This is a genomic window from Pigmentiphaga litoralis (assembly GCF_013408655.1).
GTDB classification, from domain to species: Bacteria; Pseudomonadota; Gammaproteobacteria; order Burkholderiales; family Burkholderiaceae_B; genus Pigmentiphaga; species Pigmentiphaga litoralis_A.
In genome coordinates, this window is the sequence record NZ_JACCBP010000003.1 from 295,466 (window position 1) to 312,234 (window position 16,769).

At 65.0% G+C, this 16,769-nt stretch carries 16 protein-coding genes; 10 read left to right on the plus strand and 6 right to left on the minus strand.

What is annotated here, in order from left to right; all coding sequences use genetic code 11:
* Positions 1–66: 66 nt before the first annotated feature.
* Positions 67–906 carry a DMT family transporter gene (locus HD883_RS25630; protein ID WP_257022692.1) on the minus strand — a complete coding sequence of 280 codons (840 nt, stop codon included), beginning with the start codon at positions 904–906 and terminating at the stop codon, positions 67–69.
* Between the two features lie 220 nt (positions 907–1,126).
* Between HD883_RS25630 and htpX the strand changes: the two genes are divergently transcribed.
* From htpX to HD883_RS25645, 3 genes are all read left to right on the plus strand, one after another.
* Positions 1,127–2,011, plus strand: a complete 885-nt coding sequence (htpX, locus tag HD883_RS25635) for a protease HtpX (RefSeq protein WP_179590325.1) — start codon at positions 1,127–1,129, stop codon at positions 2,009–2,011.
* Between the two features lie 166 nt (positions 2,012–2,177).
* Positions 2,178–3,449: a class I SAM-dependent methyltransferase gene (locus HD883_RS25640; protein ID WP_179590323.1), complete on the plus strand. Its 1,272-nt coding sequence runs from the start codon at positions 2,178–2,180 to the stop codon at positions 3,447–3,449.
* A 10-nt stretch (positions 3,450–3,459) separates the two neighbouring features.
* On the plus strand, positions 3,460–4,221 hold the full coding sequence (locus tag HD883_RS25645) for a dienelactone hydrolase family protein (protein WP_179590321.1): 762 nt from the start codon (positions 3,460–3,462) through the stop codon (positions 4,219–4,221).
* Between the two features lie 120 nt (positions 4,222–4,341).
* Here HD883_RS25645 and HD883_RS25650 read toward each other — a convergent pair whose 3' ends face one another.
* The 3 genes from HD883_RS25650 to HD883_RS25660 form a co-directional block, all read right to left on the minus strand.
* The gene (locus HD883_RS25650) at positions 4,342–4,656 is read right to left on the minus strand and encodes a BON domain-containing protein (protein WP_179590319.1); all 315 of its coding nucleotides are present in this window, start codon (positions 4,654–4,656) and stop codon (positions 4,342–4,344) included.
* Positions 4,657–4,678: 22 nt separating this feature from the next.
* Positions 4,679–4,840 carry a DUF1328 domain-containing protein gene (locus tag HD883_RS25655; protein WP_179590317.1) on the minus strand — a complete coding sequence of 54 codons (162 nt, stop codon included), beginning with the start codon at positions 4,838–4,840 and terminating at the stop codon, positions 4,679–4,681.
* A 387-nt stretch (positions 4,841–5,227) separates the two neighbouring features.
* The gene (locus tag HD883_RS25660) at positions 5,228–6,406 is read right to left on the minus strand and encodes an aromatic ring-hydroxylating oxygenase subunit alpha (protein ID WP_179590315.1); all 1,179 of its coding nucleotides are present in this window, start codon (positions 6,404–6,406) and stop codon (positions 5,228–5,230) included.
* Positions 6,407–6,762: 356 nt separating this feature from the next.
* Here HD883_RS25660 and HD883_RS25665 point away from each other — a divergent pair, with 356 nt between their 5' ends.
* The 3 genes from HD883_RS25665 to dxs are packed head-to-tail and all read left to right on the plus strand — an operon-like array spanning position 6,763 to position 9,871.
* Complete coding sequence (locus HD883_RS25665) at positions 6,763–7,050, plus strand: exodeoxyribonuclease VII small subunit (RefSeq protein WP_373563490.1); 288 nt, start codon at positions 6,763–6,765, stop codon at positions 7,048–7,050.
* Positions 7,051–7,055: 5 nt separating this feature from the next.
* The gene (locus tag HD883_RS25670) at positions 7,056–7,949 is read left to right on the plus strand and encodes a polyprenyl synthetase family protein (RefSeq protein ID WP_179590313.1); all 894 of its coding nucleotides are present in this window, start codon (positions 7,056–7,058) and stop codon (positions 7,947–7,949) included.
* Positions 7,950–7,966: 17 nt separating this feature from the next.
* Complete coding sequence (dxs, locus tag HD883_RS25675) at positions 7,967–9,871, plus strand: 1-deoxy-D-xylulose-5-phosphate synthase (RefSeq protein ID WP_179590311.1); 1,905 nt, start codon at positions 7,967–7,969, stop codon at positions 9,869–9,871.
* Between the two features lie 77 nt (positions 9,872–9,948).
* Here dxs and HD883_RS25680 read toward each other — a convergent pair whose 3' ends face one another.
* A complete protein-coding gene (locus HD883_RS25680) occupies positions 9,949–10,434 on the minus strand; it encodes a YajQ family cyclic di-GMP-binding protein (RefSeq protein WP_179590309.1) in 486 nt (161 codons plus the stop codon).
* 119 nt (positions 10,435–10,553) lie between these two features.
* On the opposite strand from HD883_RS25680, the gene murB reads away from it, so the two are divergent.
* Positions 10,554–11,591, plus strand: coding sequence for a UDP-N-acetylmuramate dehydrogenase (gene murB, locus HD883_RS25685; protein ID WP_373563481.1), 1,038 nt, complete (start codon positions 10,554–10,556; stop codon positions 11,589–11,591).
* Here murB and HD883_RS25690 read toward each other — a convergent pair.
* Complete coding sequence (locus HD883_RS25690) at positions 11,588–12,496, minus strand: LysR family transcriptional regulator (protein ID WP_179590307.1); 909 nt, start codon at positions 12,494–12,496, stop codon at positions 11,588–11,590. The two genes, murB and HD883_RS25690, sit on opposite strands and share 4 nt — an antisense overlap.
* Positions 12,497–12,640: 144 nt before the next feature.
* Here HD883_RS25690 and HD883_RS25695 point away from each other — a divergent pair, with 144 nt between their 5' ends.
* Genes HD883_RS25695 through HD883_RS25705 form a run of 3 tightly spaced genes read left to right on the plus strand, consistent with a single transcriptional unit; the run spans position 12,641 to position 16,750 of the window.
* Positions 12,641–13,624 (plus strand): tripartite tricarboxylate transporter substrate binding protein, encoded by a 984-nt coding sequence (locus tag HD883_RS25695; RefSeq protein WP_179590305.1) that lies wholly within the window; start codon positions 12,641–12,643, stop codon positions 13,622–13,624.
* A gap of 43 nt (positions 13,625–13,667) precedes the next feature.
* Positions 13,668–15,854 carry an acetate--CoA ligase family protein gene (locus tag HD883_RS25700; protein WP_179590303.1) on the plus strand — a complete coding sequence of 729 codons (2,187 nt, stop codon included), beginning with the start codon at positions 13,668–13,670 and terminating at the stop codon, positions 15,852–15,854.
* On the plus strand, positions 15,851–16,750 hold the full coding sequence (locus tag HD883_RS25705) for a MaoC/PaaZ C-terminal domain-containing protein (RefSeq protein ID WP_179590301.1): 900 nt from the start codon (positions 15,851–15,853) through the stop codon (positions 16,748–16,750). Before HD883_RS25700 ends, HD883_RS25705 begins: the two co-directional genes overlap by 4 nt.
* Positions 16,751–16,769 lie beyond the last annotated feature (19 nt).

The window sequence follows — 16,769 nt, forward strand, 5'->3', positions numbered from 1 at the left end:
ACGCTTCCTTGGCGGGAGGAGGTGAGCGCCAGGCGCGCCGACAGGTGCGAAACGCTCGACAGCGACCTATCGGGACGCGGCTGGCACCGCCATCGTACGCCAGGTCGACACCAGCCCGGCGGCGGCGATCAGGACAATGCCGAACCACGCGAAGCCGTCGGGTGAGTCGTTCCAGAACAGGAAGCCCAGCAAGACCGAAAACGGGATGGTCGCGTATTGCAGCACGGCCGACAGCGCGGCCGAGCCCTGGCTGAACGCCCGGGTCATGGCGAACTGTCCGAGCAGGCCGCTCAGGCCCACGCCCAGCAGCAGCGCCCAGCCGCTCCAGGACGGCGCCACCCAGCCGGTGGCCGCCGTGGCCGCGCCGCCGGTCAGCACCGTGCTGAGCGAAAAGAACAGCACGATGCGCCATTCGGCTTCGCCCGCGCGGCCCAGGCTGCGCACCTGCATGACGGCCAGCGCCGTGGCGCCGCCGGCCAAAAGGCCCAGCAGCGACGCCAGCCACTGCGCGTTGTCGACATCGGGCCGCAGGATCGCGATCACGCCCACGAAGCCCAGCGCCACCGCGAACAGGCGCAGGCGGTCTTCCCGCAGGCTGCCCTGGAACATCATCCAGGCCGCGATGAACAAGGGCGACGTGTAGTTGAGGGTGATGGCCGTGGCCAGCGGCAGCCGCGACATGGCGTAGAACGACAGACAGATCGACGCCACGCCCGCGATATTGCGCATGACATGGGACCGCCAGGTGGTCGGGATGATGGGCTTGCCGGCCCACAAGGCCCAGCCAAGGATGCCGATGGCGGTCGGGACGCCGCGGAAAAGAATGATCTGGGACAGCGGAACTTCGGTCGACACCAGTTTGACGAACATGGACATGATCGCGAACATCAGGGAGGCGAACAACATCCAGAGTGCTTGCATTGGCGTGAGGCAGAAAAAGTCGTGGAGCGAAGGGGTCGGACGATTGTAGCCCCGTACAAGGGTATCTACGGGGGAACCCTTGGATGCTTCTGTCCAGGGTGCGGCTCTTGAACCCTGCGCGACCGTTACCATATACGTCTGTGACGGGCGGGCGCTGCGGGGCGCCGGTCCGATTGATCGAAGGTTCTCGGAGAATTTACCCCTCATGAAACGCATTGTGCTTTTCATCATGACCAACATCGCCGTCATGCTCGTGCTGACGGCGACCCTGAGTATTCTCGGTGTCGGCCGCTTCATGGACGCCAACGGATTGAATATTCAGTCTCTGGCCATTTTTTCGCTGGTCGTGGGTTTCACGGGCGCCATCATTTCGCTGCTGTTGAGCAAGAAGATGGCGCTGTGGAGCACGGGCGCCCGCGTGCTGGATCCGAACGCGCCGGTGAATCGCGAAGAGATCTGGCTGCTGGATACCGTCAACCAGCTGGCTGACCGCGCCGGTATCGGCCGCCCGACTGTCGCCATCTACGAAGGCGAACCCAATGCCTTTGCCACGGGCGCCTTCAAGAATGAAGCCCTGGTGGCGGTATCCACCGGCCTGTTGCGCGGCATGACCGAAGAAGAAGTGTCGGCCGTGCTGGCGCACGAAGTCGCGCACATCGCCAACGGCGACATGGTCACGCTGACCCTGATCCAGGGCGTCGTGAACACCTTCGTGGTCTTTCTGGCGCGGGTGGTCGGCTACTTCGTGGACCGTGTGCTGCTCAAGAACGAACGCGGCGGTGGCATCGGCTACTTCGCGACCGTGATCGTCTGTGAACTGGCTTTCGGGATCGTCGCGTCGATCATCGTGGCGTGGTTCTCGCGTCAGCGCGAGTTCCGGGCCGATGCCGGCTCCGCCCACCTGCTGGGCTCGCGTGAACCGATGATCCGGGCCCTGGCCCGCCTTGGCAACATGGCCCCTGGGGAATTGCCCAAGAACTTCCAGGCCTCGGGCATTTCCAGCGGCGGCGCGATCTCGGCTATATTCGCGTCGCATCCGCCGATCGAGGATCGCATCCGCGCCCTGATGGCAGCCGGCCAGCGCCGCTGATCGGTTCCATCGCCCCGGGCAGTCACGCCGGGGCGCCGCACTGCCAGGCCCCGCGTGTCGGGGCCTGATCGTTTCCGGGACAAGGTTCCGGATCGTGCCTACCGGGCGGCGGTCAGTGCACGCGCGTGCCGTTTCCGCTTTACCGTTCCCCTCCAGGTTGACCAGCATGACCGCACCTTCTTCCCCCCACATCCCCTCTGACCACGACGATCCCAATCGCCAGCCCGTGGATGACTTCCTGGCGCTCGCCCGGCAGGCGCTGGCCGACGGCACCGTGGTGACGCTGGTGCTGGCGGGGTATCGCGGGGAAGGGGACCTGAAGCGGGTGCAGGCGCGCGCGGTCGTGTTGAAAGACGCGCCCATGCTGTCGCTGCTGTACCGGCATGCGACCAAGGACATCACCAAGAATTTCCCGGTCGACGAAGGCCTGCAGACGCTGCGGACCCTGCTGGGCAGTGAGTTTCGCAACGCGCAGCTGACCACGCGCACCCAGGACATCCAGTTGGCGTTCAGCAAGAAGGGCAAGGCCACGGTGCGGGTAGGGAAGGCGGCGCAGGCAGGCGGCGGGTCGGCAGACGCAGGGTCCGCAGGCGACGGCGCGTCAGCCGCCACTACCGGCCACAACCGCGAAAAACATCGGTACCTGGACCTCGGTCGGCCCTTTCTGGTCGAGCTGGGCGTGACGGATCGCGACCACAAGCTGGTGCCGGCCATGTCGCGCAAGTGGAAGCAGATCAACAAGTTCATCGAGGTATTCGCGGCCGCCTTGTCGGCGTCGCCGCTGGGATCGGCAGCCACCCCGATCCGGGTGGCGGACTTCGGGTCGGGCAAGGGCTACCTGACCTTTGCCATCCACGATTATCTTCAAGGCGTGCTAGCCCGGCCGACCCAGGTGACCGGCGTCGAATTGCGCCAGGAACTGGTCGACCTGTGCAATGGCGCCATTGAACGGCTGGGTCTGCAGGGACTGACTTTTGATGCCGGCGACGTGCGCAGCTATGCGCCGCAGCCGCTTGACGTAATGATCGCCCTGCATGCGTGCGACATCGCGACCGATTACGCGATTCACATGGGCATTCGCGCGGGCGCGTCGGTCATCATGTGTTCGCCGTGTTGCCACAAGGAAGTGCGCCCGCAGCTGCTCAGCCCGCATCCGCTGCGGCCTATCCTGCAGCACGGCGTGCATCTTGGGCAGGAAGCCGAGATGCTGACGGACGGCATCCGCGCGTTGCTGCTGGACGCGGCAGGCTACGATACCCAGGTGTTCGAGTTCATCTCGCTGGAACATACCAACAAGAACAAGATGATCCTGGCCGTGAAACGTGCAACGCCCAAGGCGCCCGAGCCGGTGCTGGCGCAGATCGACGAGATCAAGCGCTTCTACGGCATCAAGGCGCAGTGCCTGGAAACCCTGTTGAAAGCCGACGCCCTGGTCTGAGGAGACCGTCATGCCCGCCGAACGTATCGTGTTGAACGCGCCCGACGGGGAGTGCCCGGCGTATGTAGTGACTCCGGGGCCCAAGTCGGCTTCCGATTCCCGCGATGGCCCGTGGCCTGCCGTGATGCTTTACGGCGACGCCGGCGGGCTTCGGCCAGCCATGGTCGACATGGCGGAAACCGTTGCGGCAGCCGGCTACCTGGTGCTGGTGCCCGACGTCTACTACCGCGTCGGCCCCTACACGCCGTTGGTGCCCAAAGAGGTCTTTGCCGGGGATGTCGGGGCCATTCTTGGCCCGCTGATGAGCACAACCGGCAACGACAAGGCCGCCAGCGACACGGCAGCCTTCCTGGCTTGGCTGGACGCGCGCCCCGATGCCCGCAAGGGCAAGGTCGGCGCGGTCGGGTTCTGCATGGGCGGCGGCATGGCCTTGTCGGCGGCGGCCGCCTGGCCGGACCGGATCGCCGCGGTGGCGAGCTTTCATGGCGGCAATCTGGCCAGCGATGACGCGTCCAGTCCGCATTGGCGGGTCGGCGCGATTCAAGCCGAGGTGTATATCGCCAGCGCGGAACACGATGGCATGTATCCGCCCGCCATGGCCGCGCGATTGGAAGCGGCACTGGATCAGGCTGGCGTGAATTATGTTGCCGAGGAATATGCGGGCGCAGCCCACGGCTGGATGGTGCCGGACTTTCCGGTCCATGACGCAGCATCCGCAAGGCGCGGCTGGCAGGCGTTGGTGGCGCTATTTGATCGGACGCTGAAGCAGTAACGCATAAAACCGGATCACAGATAATAAAAAACGGCCCCGTCGATAATCGACGGGGCCGTTCTGCATTTCTGCCGAGCGCCGGCAGCGGCACCAGGTGCCACCGCCAGAGTCAGGAACCGATTAACGGCTCTTGACGCGCAGGTCGTTCTTGACGCTTTCCACGCCTTCCACCGAGCGGGTGACCGCAACGGCACGAGCGATCTGCTCGCTGGAGTCAACGAAGCCCGACAGTTGGACCGTCTTGCGGAACGTCTCGACGTTGATGTCAACGGAGCGGATGTCCTTCGTTTCCAGCAGCTTGGCCTTCACTTTTGCGGTGATGGCGGCGTCAGCCGAGTATTCGCCAGCGGATTGCTGCGTGCGCGTCTGGGCGCAACCGGCCATCACAGTCGAAGTACCGATAATGCCAGCGATCAAAAGGGTACGGAAGTTCATGGTTGATTCTCCTTGGTAATGCTTATTTTCGAAATACGCCGCCGAGCAGCGACAATACTGCGAGGACGATGAATATAAAGAACAGGATCTTGGCGATGGAGGCGGCACCCGCAGCAATACCGCCAAAGCCGAGTACTGCCGCGATTATCGCGATAATAAAAAATACGACAGCATAATGCAGCATGTTCCCTCCCACCTTACTCATACCGGATCAGGCGGCATATTGAATCTGCCTGGTTCCGATACTCCCTCAACCACATGGCTGCGCCAAGGTTTTCGTACAGAACAACCCGCCTGGAAGCCCGAATGATCAATAGCCATGCGGCTTTTGAAAAATTATCAAACCTCGAAGCGATGTGTAAAAGTTACGCTGCGGACCGGGATTTGGCAAGGCGGCTGTGTGTGGATTTGTAATGGCCGCGGGCCCGATCCGGTTTAAATGGTCGCAAAAGCCGCGCCCGGGCGACGTTACGACCTGACACCGGTTTGATATGCCTGAGTAAACCAAGAAAAAAGGCGTCCGTTGTTTCGGACGCCTTTGCGACGGACAGTCAGGAAAGTTACTGATCTGCTAAAGATTTTCCGGCTCATTCATGGCAGAGCGGTACCACTCGTGGAAGTGCTGCATGCCATCTTCCATGGGCGACTGGTACGGCCCGACCTCGTTGGTGCCGCGCTCCAGCAGGATGCGACGGCCCGCATCCATGCGTTCGGCGATCTCGTCGTCTTCCACCGCCGTCTCCATATAGGCAGCCTGCTGCGCTTCGACGAATTCCCGTTCGAAGTGCACGATGTCTTCCGGATAATAGAACTCGACCATATTCACCGTTTCCTGGGGGCCCTTGGGGTACAGGGTCGACAGGACAAGCGTGTGCGGGTAGAGCTCGATCATGTGGGTCGGGAAATGCGTGACCCAGATAGCGCCAAAATCGGGCGGCTCGCCATTGCGGTAGTCGAGCACCTTGTCGTGCCAGCGCTGGTAGACCGATGAGCCCGGATGTTCGAGGTCCTGGTGGACGCCGACTTTCTGCAGGCTGTAGAAGTCGTTGAATTCCCAGCTGAGGTCATCGCACGTGACGAAGCGGCCGAGTCCCGGATGGAACGGGCCGACGTGGTAGTCCTCGAGGTAGACCTCGATGAAGGTCTTCCAGTTGTAGTGGCAGACATGCGTTTCGACCCGGTCAAGCACATAGTCGGACAGGTCGAATTCCGGACGGCCGAGCAGGGCGGACAGTTCGCGGCCGGCGTGCCGGTCACCCAGGCGCGGCGCTTCGAACAGCGACCCATTCCATTCCTGCAGCGGGAATCGTTCAAGGTCCAGGCACGGGTTTTCGCCGAACAGCGGCGCGCCGATCAGCTTGCCCTGGCCGTTGTAGGTCCAGCGGTGCAACGGGCAGACGATGTTGCCGGTGACCCCCAGGTTCCCGGTCGTTGGCGCGTCGGCATAGCGCCGCGCCCCGTCGCTGCCCACGGATCCCTTGCCCAGCATGACGGCCTGCCGGTGACGGCAGACGTTGGACACGAGTTCGACACCGTGCTGGTTGCGCACCAGCACGCGGCCATCGTTTTCCTGAGCGAGGGTCCGGTAATCACCGACTTCCGGGAGATTGTTCCGGTGCCCGACGTAATTGGGCGACCGGCTGAAAATGGACTGCATTTCGCGCTTGAAGCGCGCGTCATCGAAATAGGCACTGACAGGGAGCTGCGCTCGGCTCGCTGCCACGTGTTCCACGCGACCGATATCGGTCATGACTTCCCTCCGCGTGAGTGGTAGAGCCGGCCTCAACAAGGGATCCCCCCCTTACGCAACCTGGGGAGGCATGGTGGTATTCCCGTGTGTGTTGTACCGGCGCGAAGAAAATGATCTGGCCGATCAAGCTTGGTATTGTACCCAGTCCTTGTCTATAAGTCCGGCGGCCGGCTTTTTCAAGGGCGGATGTGGACGCATCTGCTCACACGCCTGAGCGGACCCGATCAATTACAATTGCGGGTTCGACTCTCCATGAGTTTGCAGGAGGCTTAATGGCCGAAAGTTTGGACCCCCTTTCAGGGGACGCCGTGCCGATGGAAACGACTCCCGCGACGGACGCTGGCGCGCCGCAAAGTGTGACGTCCGCGACGGACGCTGCCGCGCCGCGCAGGGCCGGTGCACGCAAGTCGGCTGCCGCCGCTGCGCCTGCGCTGCCGCAGGATTTCGAAACCGCGCTGGCCGAGCTCGAAGGGCTGGTCGCGCGGATGGAAGACGGCTCGCTGCCGCTCGAAGCCTCGCTGCTGTCGTACAAGCGCGGCGTGGACCTGGTGCGCGTCTGCCAGGAACGCCTGGCGCGTGCCGAAAACCAGGTCAAGGTCCTGGAGGGCGAACTGCTTCGTCCGATCGAAGACAGCGAGGATTGAGCACGATGAAGGCGGATTTCCAGACGTGGATGGGTGCATGCGGCGACCGGATCGAGACGGCCCTGGCGCGGCTGCTCCCCCCGGCCGAACTGGCCCCGACCCGTTTGCATGAAGCGATGCGCTACGCGGCCCTGGGCGGCGGCAAGCGCGTGCGCCCGATGCTGGTGTATGCGGCTGGCGAAGCCTGCGGTGCGACGCCCGCGGCCGACATGGCGCTCGATGGCGCGGCGGCGGCGGTCGAATTCATCCACGTGTATTCCCTGGTCCACGACGACATGCCCTGCATGGACGACGACGCGCTGCGGCGCGGCCGTCCGACAGTGCACGTCCAGTACGACGAGGCCTGCGCGCTGCTGGTGGGCGATGCCCTGCAGACCCTGGCCTTCGACGTGCTGTCGCAGTTGCCGCTTGCCCCGGCCCTGACGGTGCAGGCCATGCAGGTCCTGTCGCAGGCGTCGGGCAGCGCGGGCATGGCGGGCGGCCAGGCGATCGACCTCATGAACGTTGGCCAGCGGCTGTCGCTGGCCGAACTCGAAGGCATGCACCGCCTGAAAACCGGTGCGCTGCTGCGTGCAAGCGCCGCGCTGGGCGGCATCGTCACGGCCGCCACGTCCGAACAGCGCCGGGCGCTCGACGCCTACACGCACGCCGTCGGCCTGGCCTTCCAGGTGGTGGATGACATCCTGGATGTGACCGCCGATTCAGGCCAGCTTGGCAAGACGGCCGGCAAGGATGCCGCCGCCGACAAGCCTACTTACGTGTCGCACCTTGGGCTGGACGAAGCCCGCAGCCTGGCCGAAAGCCTTCGGCAGCAGGCGCACGCCGCCCTGGCACCCTTCAATGGAGCGGCCCGGCGCCTCGCGGAGCTGGCTGACTTCATCGTGCTGCGCGACCGATAACGGAGACATCGTCAACCATGTCCACAGATCTGCTCAACCGCATCCAGTCGCCCGCCGACCTTCGCGCGCTCGACCGCCGTGACCTGAACCAGGTGGCCGAAGAGCTGCGCGCCTTCGTGCTCGAGTCGGTGTCCCGCACGGGTGGTCACCTGTCGTCCAATCTGGGCACCGTCGAACTGACGATTGCCCTGCATTACGTGTTCGACACGCCGCACGATCGCATCGTGTGGGACGTGGGCCACCAGACCTATCCGCACAAGATCCTGACGGGCCGCCGCGACAGCATGGCCACGCTGCGGCAGGCAGGTGGCATTTCGGGTTTTCCGAAGCGGACCGAATCCGAGTACGACGCGTTTGGCACGGCCCATTCATCGACGTCGATCTCGGCGGCGCTGGGCATGGCGGTCGCGTCGCGCAATGCGGGCATGGACCGGCAGCACATCGCCGTCATCGGCGACGGATCCATGTCGGCCGGCATGGCCTTCGAAGCGCTGAACAATGGCGGCGTCACGTCGGACATCAACCTGCTGGTGATCCTGAACGACAACGACATGTCGATCTCGCCACCGGTGGGCGCGCTGAACCGCTACCTGGCGCGCCTGATGTCGGGGCGCTTCTATGCGGCCGCCAAGAACGTGAGCAAGGCCGTGCTGGCGCACGTGCCCCCAGTGCTGGAACTGGCCCGCCGGCTGGAAGAGCATGCCAAGGGCATGGTCACACCGGCTACCCTGTTTGAAGAACTGGGCTTCAACTACGTAGGCCCGATTGACGGTCACGATCTGGAATCGCTGGTGCCGACGCTGCAGAACATGCGCAAGCTGACCGGCCCGCGTTTCCTGCATGTGGTCACGCGCAAGGGGCAGGGCTACAAGCTGGCCGAGGCCGACCCGGTGCTGTACCACGGCCCGGGCAAGTTCGATCCTGCCGTGGGCATCCGCAAGCCGGGCACGCCGCCCAAGCAGACCTTCACGCAAGTGTTCGGCGACTGGCTGTGCGACACCGCAGCGGCCGATACCCGCCTGGTCGGCATCACGCCGGCCATGCGCGAAGGCAGCGGCATGGTCGAATTTGAACAGCGCTTTCCGAACCGGTATTTCGACGTCGGCATCGCCGAACAGCACGCCGTGACCTTCGCGGCCGGGATTGCCTGCGAAGGGCAGAAGCCCGTCGTGGCGATCTACTCGACCTTCCTGCAGCGCGGCTACGACCAGCTGGTGCACGACGTGGCCTTGCAGAACCTGGACGTCACGTTCGCGCTGGACCGTGCCGGCCTCGTGGGCGCCGACGGCGCAACGCATGCGGGCAATTACGACATCGCCTTCCTGCGCTGCATCCCGAACATGGTGATCGCAACGCCGTCCGACGAAGCCGAGTGCCGCCTGCTGCTGTCCACCTGTTACGAGCATGTGGGCCCGTCGTCGGTCCGCTATCCGCGCGGCGCCGGCCGGGGCGCCATTCCCGCCAGGACGCTGGACACGGTGCCGGTAGGCAAGGGCATCGTGCGACGCGAGTCGTCATCGGCCTCTGCCGATCGCGGCGTCGTCATCCTGGCCTTTGGCACGATGCTGGTGCCCGCCACCGCGGCGGCCGAGTCGCTTGACGCGACCGTGGTCGACATGCGTTTCGTCAAGCCGCTGGACCGCGAACTGGTGCTGGAACTGGCCGCGCGGCATGCGGCCATCGTGACGATCGAAGAAGGCTGCCTGATGGGCGGCGCCGGCAGTGCCGTGACCGAGGCGCTGAACGCCGCCGGGGTGACGATGCCGGTGCTGCAACTGGGTCTGCCCGATCAGTTCATCGACCACGGTGACCAGGCGACCCTGCTGGCCGGCCTGGGGCTCGACGCGAAGGGAATCGAAGCGTCGATCCGTGGGCGCTTCGCCAAGGTGCTCGGGACAGGCGCCAAGGCCGCCGCAGCCTGAGTCCGAGCGATCGCGATGGATGTGAAAAAGGGACTGGCGATTGCCAGTCCCTTTTTTGTGCGGTCGCTGCGTGAACGTCAGTCGCGGAAGTTTTCGTAGCCCAGCGGCAGATCGGTCACTTCCTTTTTCAGCAAGGCGATCGCGGTCTGCAGATCATCCCGCTTGGCACCCTGAATCCGCACCGTGTCGCCCTGGATGCTGGCCTGCACCTTGATCTTGCTGGCCTTGATCTGGGCCACGATCTTCTTGGCGGCGTCTTGCGGCACGCCGTCCCGGATCGTCAGCACCTGCTTGACCTTGTCACCGCCGATCTTTTCGACTTTGCCGTGATCCAGGAAACGCACGTCCACATTGCGTTTGGTCATCTTGCCCAGCAACACGTCCAGCACCTGGCCGAGCTGGAAATCGCTGTCGGCGGTCAGGGTCACTTCCTTGTCCGCATGTTCGACCTTGGCGGCCGAGCCCTTGAAATCGAAGCGCGTGCCGATTTCCTTCATGCTCTGGTCAACCGCATTTTTCAGTTCGACCTGGTTGGGTTTGCAAACGACATCGAATGTAGGCATTTTTTTGGCTCCCTTGGCGTGTTCTGGGCGGCGTGGTGCGAATCGGCATTCGCCGCGATACCCGCAATTGTAGTCAAGTAACATGGACAGCTTCGATAGCGTCCTTCAACACCGGCCCTGTGACCTCGTCCTTTCCCCCGCCCGCGCCGCAGAACCTGTCGGCATTCAACACCTTTGGTCTTGTCAGTCACGCCGATGCGTTCGTCCGCATCGACGATGCGGCGCAATTGCCTGCGCTGGCGTCACTGGCCGCCACCTACCCATCGCTGTTCGTCCTGGGCGGCGGCAGCAACGTCGTCCTGCCTGCCCGGGTGGCCGGGCTGGTGGCGCACCTGGCCACGCGCGGCATCCGACGCCTGCAGGACAAGGAGGGCTGCCGCATCGTCGAGGCCGCCGCCGGCGAAAACTGGCATGACTTCGTCGCCTTCTGCACTGGCCAGGGCTGGGACGGGCTGGAAAACCTGGCGCTGATCCCCGGGACCGTGGGCGCGTCGCCCGTGCAGAACATCGGCGCCTATGGCGTCGAACTCATGGACCGGTTCGACGGCCTGACCGCGTACGACCTGCAGGCCCGGCAGTGGGTCGAGATGGACGCCGCCGCCTGCCGCTTCGCTTATCGCGACAGCCGCTTCAAGGCCGAGCCGGGCCGCTGGATCGTTGCCTCGGTGCGCTTCCGGCTGCCGCTCGCATGGCAGCCGGTCATCGACTACCCCGACCTGCAGCGCCACCCCCGCCTGGCCGCGTCAACGCCCACCGCTCGCGCCATCTTCGACGCCGTCTGCGAAATCCGCCGCAACAAGCTGCCCGACCCCGCCGTGATCGGCAACGCCGGCAGCTTCTTCAAGAATCCGGTGGTGCCGGCCCGCCAGTACGACGAGCTCAAGGCGCTGTTCCCCGGCCTGGTCGCCTATCCCCAGCCCGACGGGTCATGGAAGCTTGCCGCCGGCTGGCTGATCGACCAATGCGGCTGGAAAGGCCGCGACCTGGGCCGCGCCGGCGTGCATGCGCGGCAGGCGCTGGTGCTGGTCAATCGGTGCGGCGCCGACGCGGCCGACATCCTGGCGCTGGCCGACGCGATCCGGAAGGACGTGGCGCTTCGGTATGGCGTGCAGCTGGAAGCCGAGCCGATCGTGGTGGGCGGCTTCCGCAGCGCCTAGCGGCGGCGGGATTCCAGTTGCAGGGTGTCCTGGATGTTCCTGACAAAACGCGGCAACACGGGATTTGCGTTCTGTTCGTGGTAGGCGAGCGCGATGCCGATACGCGACGACGCGGGAAGGTCGGCAATCGGCCGGAAGACCACGTCATTCGGCATGAATTCCGCGTTGATTGACGGCACCAGTGCAATACCCAGTCCGCTGCGCACCAGGCCGACCACGGTCTGCACCTGCACGGCTTCCTGCGCCACCTTGACCGACAGATTGGCGTCGTGCAGCAAGTGCATGACGGCTGCGTGCAAGCCGCCGACCCGCGACGGCGTGTAGCCGATGAAGTCCTGATCGCGCAGGTCCTTCAGCCTGACCTTGCGCTGCCGCGCCAGGGGATGATGGGCAGGCATCGCCACGCAGAACACGTCGTCGGCCACGGTCATGAAGGTCAGGTGCGCCGGATGGGTGGTCGGCTCGCGAACGAACGCCACGTCGTGCGCTTTGCTCTCGATCATGCCCAGCAAGCCTTCGTTGGTGGATTCGCTGAGTTCGAGCCGCACCTGCGGATGGTCGCCCCGAAAGTGCTGGATCAGCGTCGGCAGCAGGCTGAACGTCAGGGATCCGATGAAGCCGACACGCAGCGTGCCGGTCTCGCCATTGGCCGCTGCCTGCGCGGCAATGGCCACGTCCCTGGCGCTGGCAAGACAGCGCACGGCGGCGCCCAGCGCGGCCTGTCCGGCCGCCGTAAGCATCACGCCGCGAGGGCCCCGATCGAACAGCGCGACGCCCACCTCATCTTCCAGTTTGCGAATGGCGACCGACAAGGGCGGCTGCGCCATGAACAGCCGTTCCGCCGCGCGGCTGAAACTGCGGGTGTCGGCCACGGCGACGAATTGTTCGAGTTGACGCAAATCCATGACCGGGGGCGTTCCTATACATGCGGTGTATATCGGGGTACATCCAAAGTATTGGATTGAATATACAGGAATGCCTAGCATTCGGGACATACCAAACGCCCGGCTGATTCATCAGTCGACGGCCATAACTTCCCGGAGACTCGCATGCCCGCATTCCGCCTTGCTTCGCTCGGTGCGCTCTGCACCGCCCTGGCCCTGGTTCCTTCCCTGTCGGCAGCTGCTGCGCCGGATGCGTTTCCAGAACGCGCCATCCGCATCGTCGTTCCCTATGCGCCCGGCGGCACCAACGATGTCGTTGCCCGTCTGGTCAGCCAGAAACTGAGCGACCAGCTCAAGCAGCCGGTGGTCGTCGAAAACAAGCCGGGCGCCTCGGGCAATATCGGCGCCGAACAGGTTTCCCGCGCGCCTGCCGATGGCTACACGCTGGTCCTGGTGACCACGGGCCACACGATCCATCCGTCCATCTACACCAACCTGCGCTACGACATCACCAAGGATCTGGTTCCAGTGGCGCGCCTGTCGAGCGGGCCGATGCTGGTCATGGTCAATCCCAAACTGCCCGTCAACACCGTGGGGGATCTGGTTGCCCTGGCCAAGTCCAAGCCGAACGCCCTGAATTTCGCCAGTGCCGGCAATGGGTCGTCCACCCACCTTGCCATGGAGCTGCTGAGCAATCAGGCGGGTATCCGCATGAACCACATCCCCTACGGCGGCAGCGCGCCTGCCATGGCCGACGTCATGGCAGGCAACGCCGACCTGGTCATGGACCTGATGTTCTCGGCCCTGCCGCAAGTGCAGAGCGGACGCCTGCGAGCGATCGGCATCACCAGCGCCAAGCGTTCGGCCCTGCTGCCCGATCTGCCGACGGTGTCCGAATCGGGTGTGGAAGGCTTTGACGCCGAAGCGTGGAACGGCCTGATGGCGCCGGCCAAGACGCCGCAAAGCGTCATCGACCGGCTCAGTGCCGAGATCCGGAAGGCGCTGGCCGACCCCGAGCTGAAAGCGCGCCTGGATGCCCAGGGCTTTTCGGGCAACTGGGCATCGCCCGCCGACTTCGGCGCCGTGATCGGCAAGGAAACGACCCGATGGGCCGGGGTCGTCAAGCGCGCCGGCATCAAGCTGGACTGAACTGCCTCTGTGTTCCCTTTTTCAAACTGAGCTGGCCTGCCCCATGAACGCTGATCCCGCTGTGTCGTCATTTCCTTCTTCCCTGGACGGGCTTCTGAACCCGAGGACCGTCGCCGTGATCGGCGCGTCGGACGATCCGCTGCGTATTGGCGGGCGTCCGCTGGCCTACATGCGGTCGCAAGGATTTACCGGCGCCCTCTATCCGGTGAATCCCAACCGGGCCAGTGTGCAGGGCCTGGCCGCATTCCCGTCCATCGCGGCCTTGCCCGAGACGCCAGACGTCGCCATCGTGGCGGTCAGCGCGCATCTGGCGCCCCAGGCGGTGGCCGACCTGGGCGCGCGAGGAACGCGGGCCGCTATCGTGTTTTCGGCCGGCTTTGCCGAAATGGGGGACGAGGGCGTTTTGCTGGAGCGGCAACTGGTCAGCGCCGCGCGCCGCGGCGGGGTCCGGCTGCTGGGCCCCAATTCGCTGGGCGTGCTGAATCCCCGCATCGGCTTCTACGGCAGCTTTACGTCGGTGGTCGAGATGGGGTTTCCGGCCGCCGGACGGGTGGCGATCGCCAGCCAGTCGGGCGCCTACGGCAGCCACATCCTGGGCATCGCCAGGCGCAACGGTATTGGCATCTCGGCCTGCGTGATGACGGGCAACGAGTGCGACATCACCTTGGGCGACGTGATCCAGTCCTTCGTGGATGACGATGCCACGGACGTGATTGCCGTTTACTCGGAAGGCATCCGGGATGGCGCGGGCCTGCTATGCGCACTCGACGCTGCGCGGCAGGCACGCAAGCCCGTTGTCATGATGAAAGTCGGGACCAGCACATTGGGAAGCGCCGCGGCCCAGTCGCACACCGCGTCGATTGCCGGCAACGATGCGGTCACCGATGCGGTTCTGGCCGACCATGGCGTGGTGCGAGCCACGTCCACCGAACACATGCTGGACGTGGCTCGCCTTGCCACGCGCCGGATCTTTCCGGTGAACAACGCTTTGGGTGTCATCACGGTCAGTGGCGGCGCGGGGGTGATCGTGTCCGACGCAGCCGACAAGGTCGGCCTGCCCATGCCTGCAATGCCCCATGCGGCCCAGCAACGCCTGAAGGCGCTGATCCCGTTCGCATCGCCGCGCAATCCCGTCGACTGCACCGCACAGTTCATGAACGACCTGACCGTGGCAGGGCAGTTCACCCGGGCAGTCGTCGAGGATGGCAACTATCCGTCCATCCTCGGCTTTTTCACGTACACGGTGGGGGCGGACTCGATTGCCGAAGGCCTGCGTGTGCAGCTGAAAGCCGTGCGCGACGCGCATCCGGACCGGCTGCTGGTGTTGAGCATTCTTGCGTCACCCGAACGGGTCGCGCAATACGAAGCCGATGGCTTTCCGGTCTTCGAAGACCCGGCGCGCGCCGTTCGCGCCATCGACGCGATGGGGCGATTCGGCGCGGCGTTTGCACGGGTGCCGGGGCGTCCGGCACCGCGCGTGCCGCCGCTGCTGCTACCGGCGCGCACCCCGAGCGAAGTCGAGGCCAAGGCCCTGCTGTCGACGATAGGCGTGGCCGTCGTGCCCGAGCACCTGTGCACGACGCCCGCCGCCGCCGTGGACGCCGCGCAGTCCTTGTCGTTTCCGGTGGTCATGAAGATCGTGTCGCCCGATATCTTGCACAAGTCGGAGATGGGCGGTGTGTTGCTCGGGGTGTCATCGGCGGACGCTGTGCGGGAAGGCTTTGCGCTGCTGATGGAACGCGCTTCAAGCGCGGCGCCTGATGCGCGCATTGATGGGGTGCTGGTCGCACGGCAAGTCAGCGACGGCGTCGAATGCATTCTGGGCATCCAGAACGACCCGGTATTTGGCCCGGTCGCCATGTTCGGGCTGGGCGGCATCTTTGTCGAAGTCATGCAAGACGTCGTGCTGAAAAAGTGTCCGTTCGGCGAAGACGTGGCCGAGCAGATGATCCGGTCGATACGCGGTGCGCCCCTGCTGTTGGGTGCCCGGGGCAAGCCTCCGGTCGACGTCCGGGCGCTGGCGGTCATGCTGTCGCGGCTGTCGGTGTTCGCGCACCAGGCCGGTCCGCGCTTGCGGGCAGTGGACCTGAATCCGGTCTTTGCAATGCCTGAGGGCCAGGGCGCCTATGCGGCGGACGCGGTCATCGATGTCGACGGGCACGTTGGCGGCGAGGACGCCGCCGACGGCCTTGCCGGCCGCGCCGCTGCCCAACCGGCGCCACGGTCATGAACGCGATCAGGTCCGCCTCGCTTGCCCCGCATGCCTTGCTTGCTCGTCCTTTCGCGCCGATCGTGCAGGACTATTCGATCCGCGACACCTTGCTCTATGCACTGGCCATCGGCATGGGGGCCGAGCCTGCCGACACGGGCGCCTTGAGCTACGTCTACGAAGGCGCGCCGGGTGGTTTATTGGCCGTGCCGACGATGGTCAACGTGCTTGGCTATACCGGATTCTGGGCCGACCAGCCCGGCACTGGCATTACCTGGCGGCAGCTTGTGCATGTCGAACAGGCCATTACGCTGCACCGCGAGCTACCCGCGGCAGGACGGGTGGTGGGCCACAACCGCGTGGTCGGCTTGCATGACCGCGGCAACGGCAAGGGCGCACTGATGCTGCAGGAACGGCGCGTGTGTGATGCCGAAAGCGGGGCGCTTTGGGCCACCGTCATGCAGACGACACTGCTGCGCGCCGATGGCGGATTTGGCATCGAGCATGGCGCATCGCATGGCGTCATGCCAGCCGCTCGGCACGCGGTGCCAACCCGGCCTGGCGATGCGTGCTGCGACTTGCCGACCCTGCCGCAGGCTGCCTTGCTGTATCGCCTGAACGGCGACTTCAACCCCTTGCATGCCGACCCCGACGTCGCGCGGTCGGCGGGCTTCGCACGTCCGATCCTGCACGGCCTGGCCACGATGGGCGGCGCGATGCACGCCGCCTTGAAAACCCTGCTGGCCTATGACGTGTCGGCGGTGCGTGGGATGCGGGTGCGTTTTACCGCCCCGGTATGGCCGGGCGACACCTTGCGCACCGAACTGTGGCGTGACGGCGATGCACTGTCATTCCGCACCACTGCCGTCGAGCGCGGCATGGTGGTGCTCGATGCTGGCCGCATCGACCTGGCTTGATCTTTCTTTTATTGATACA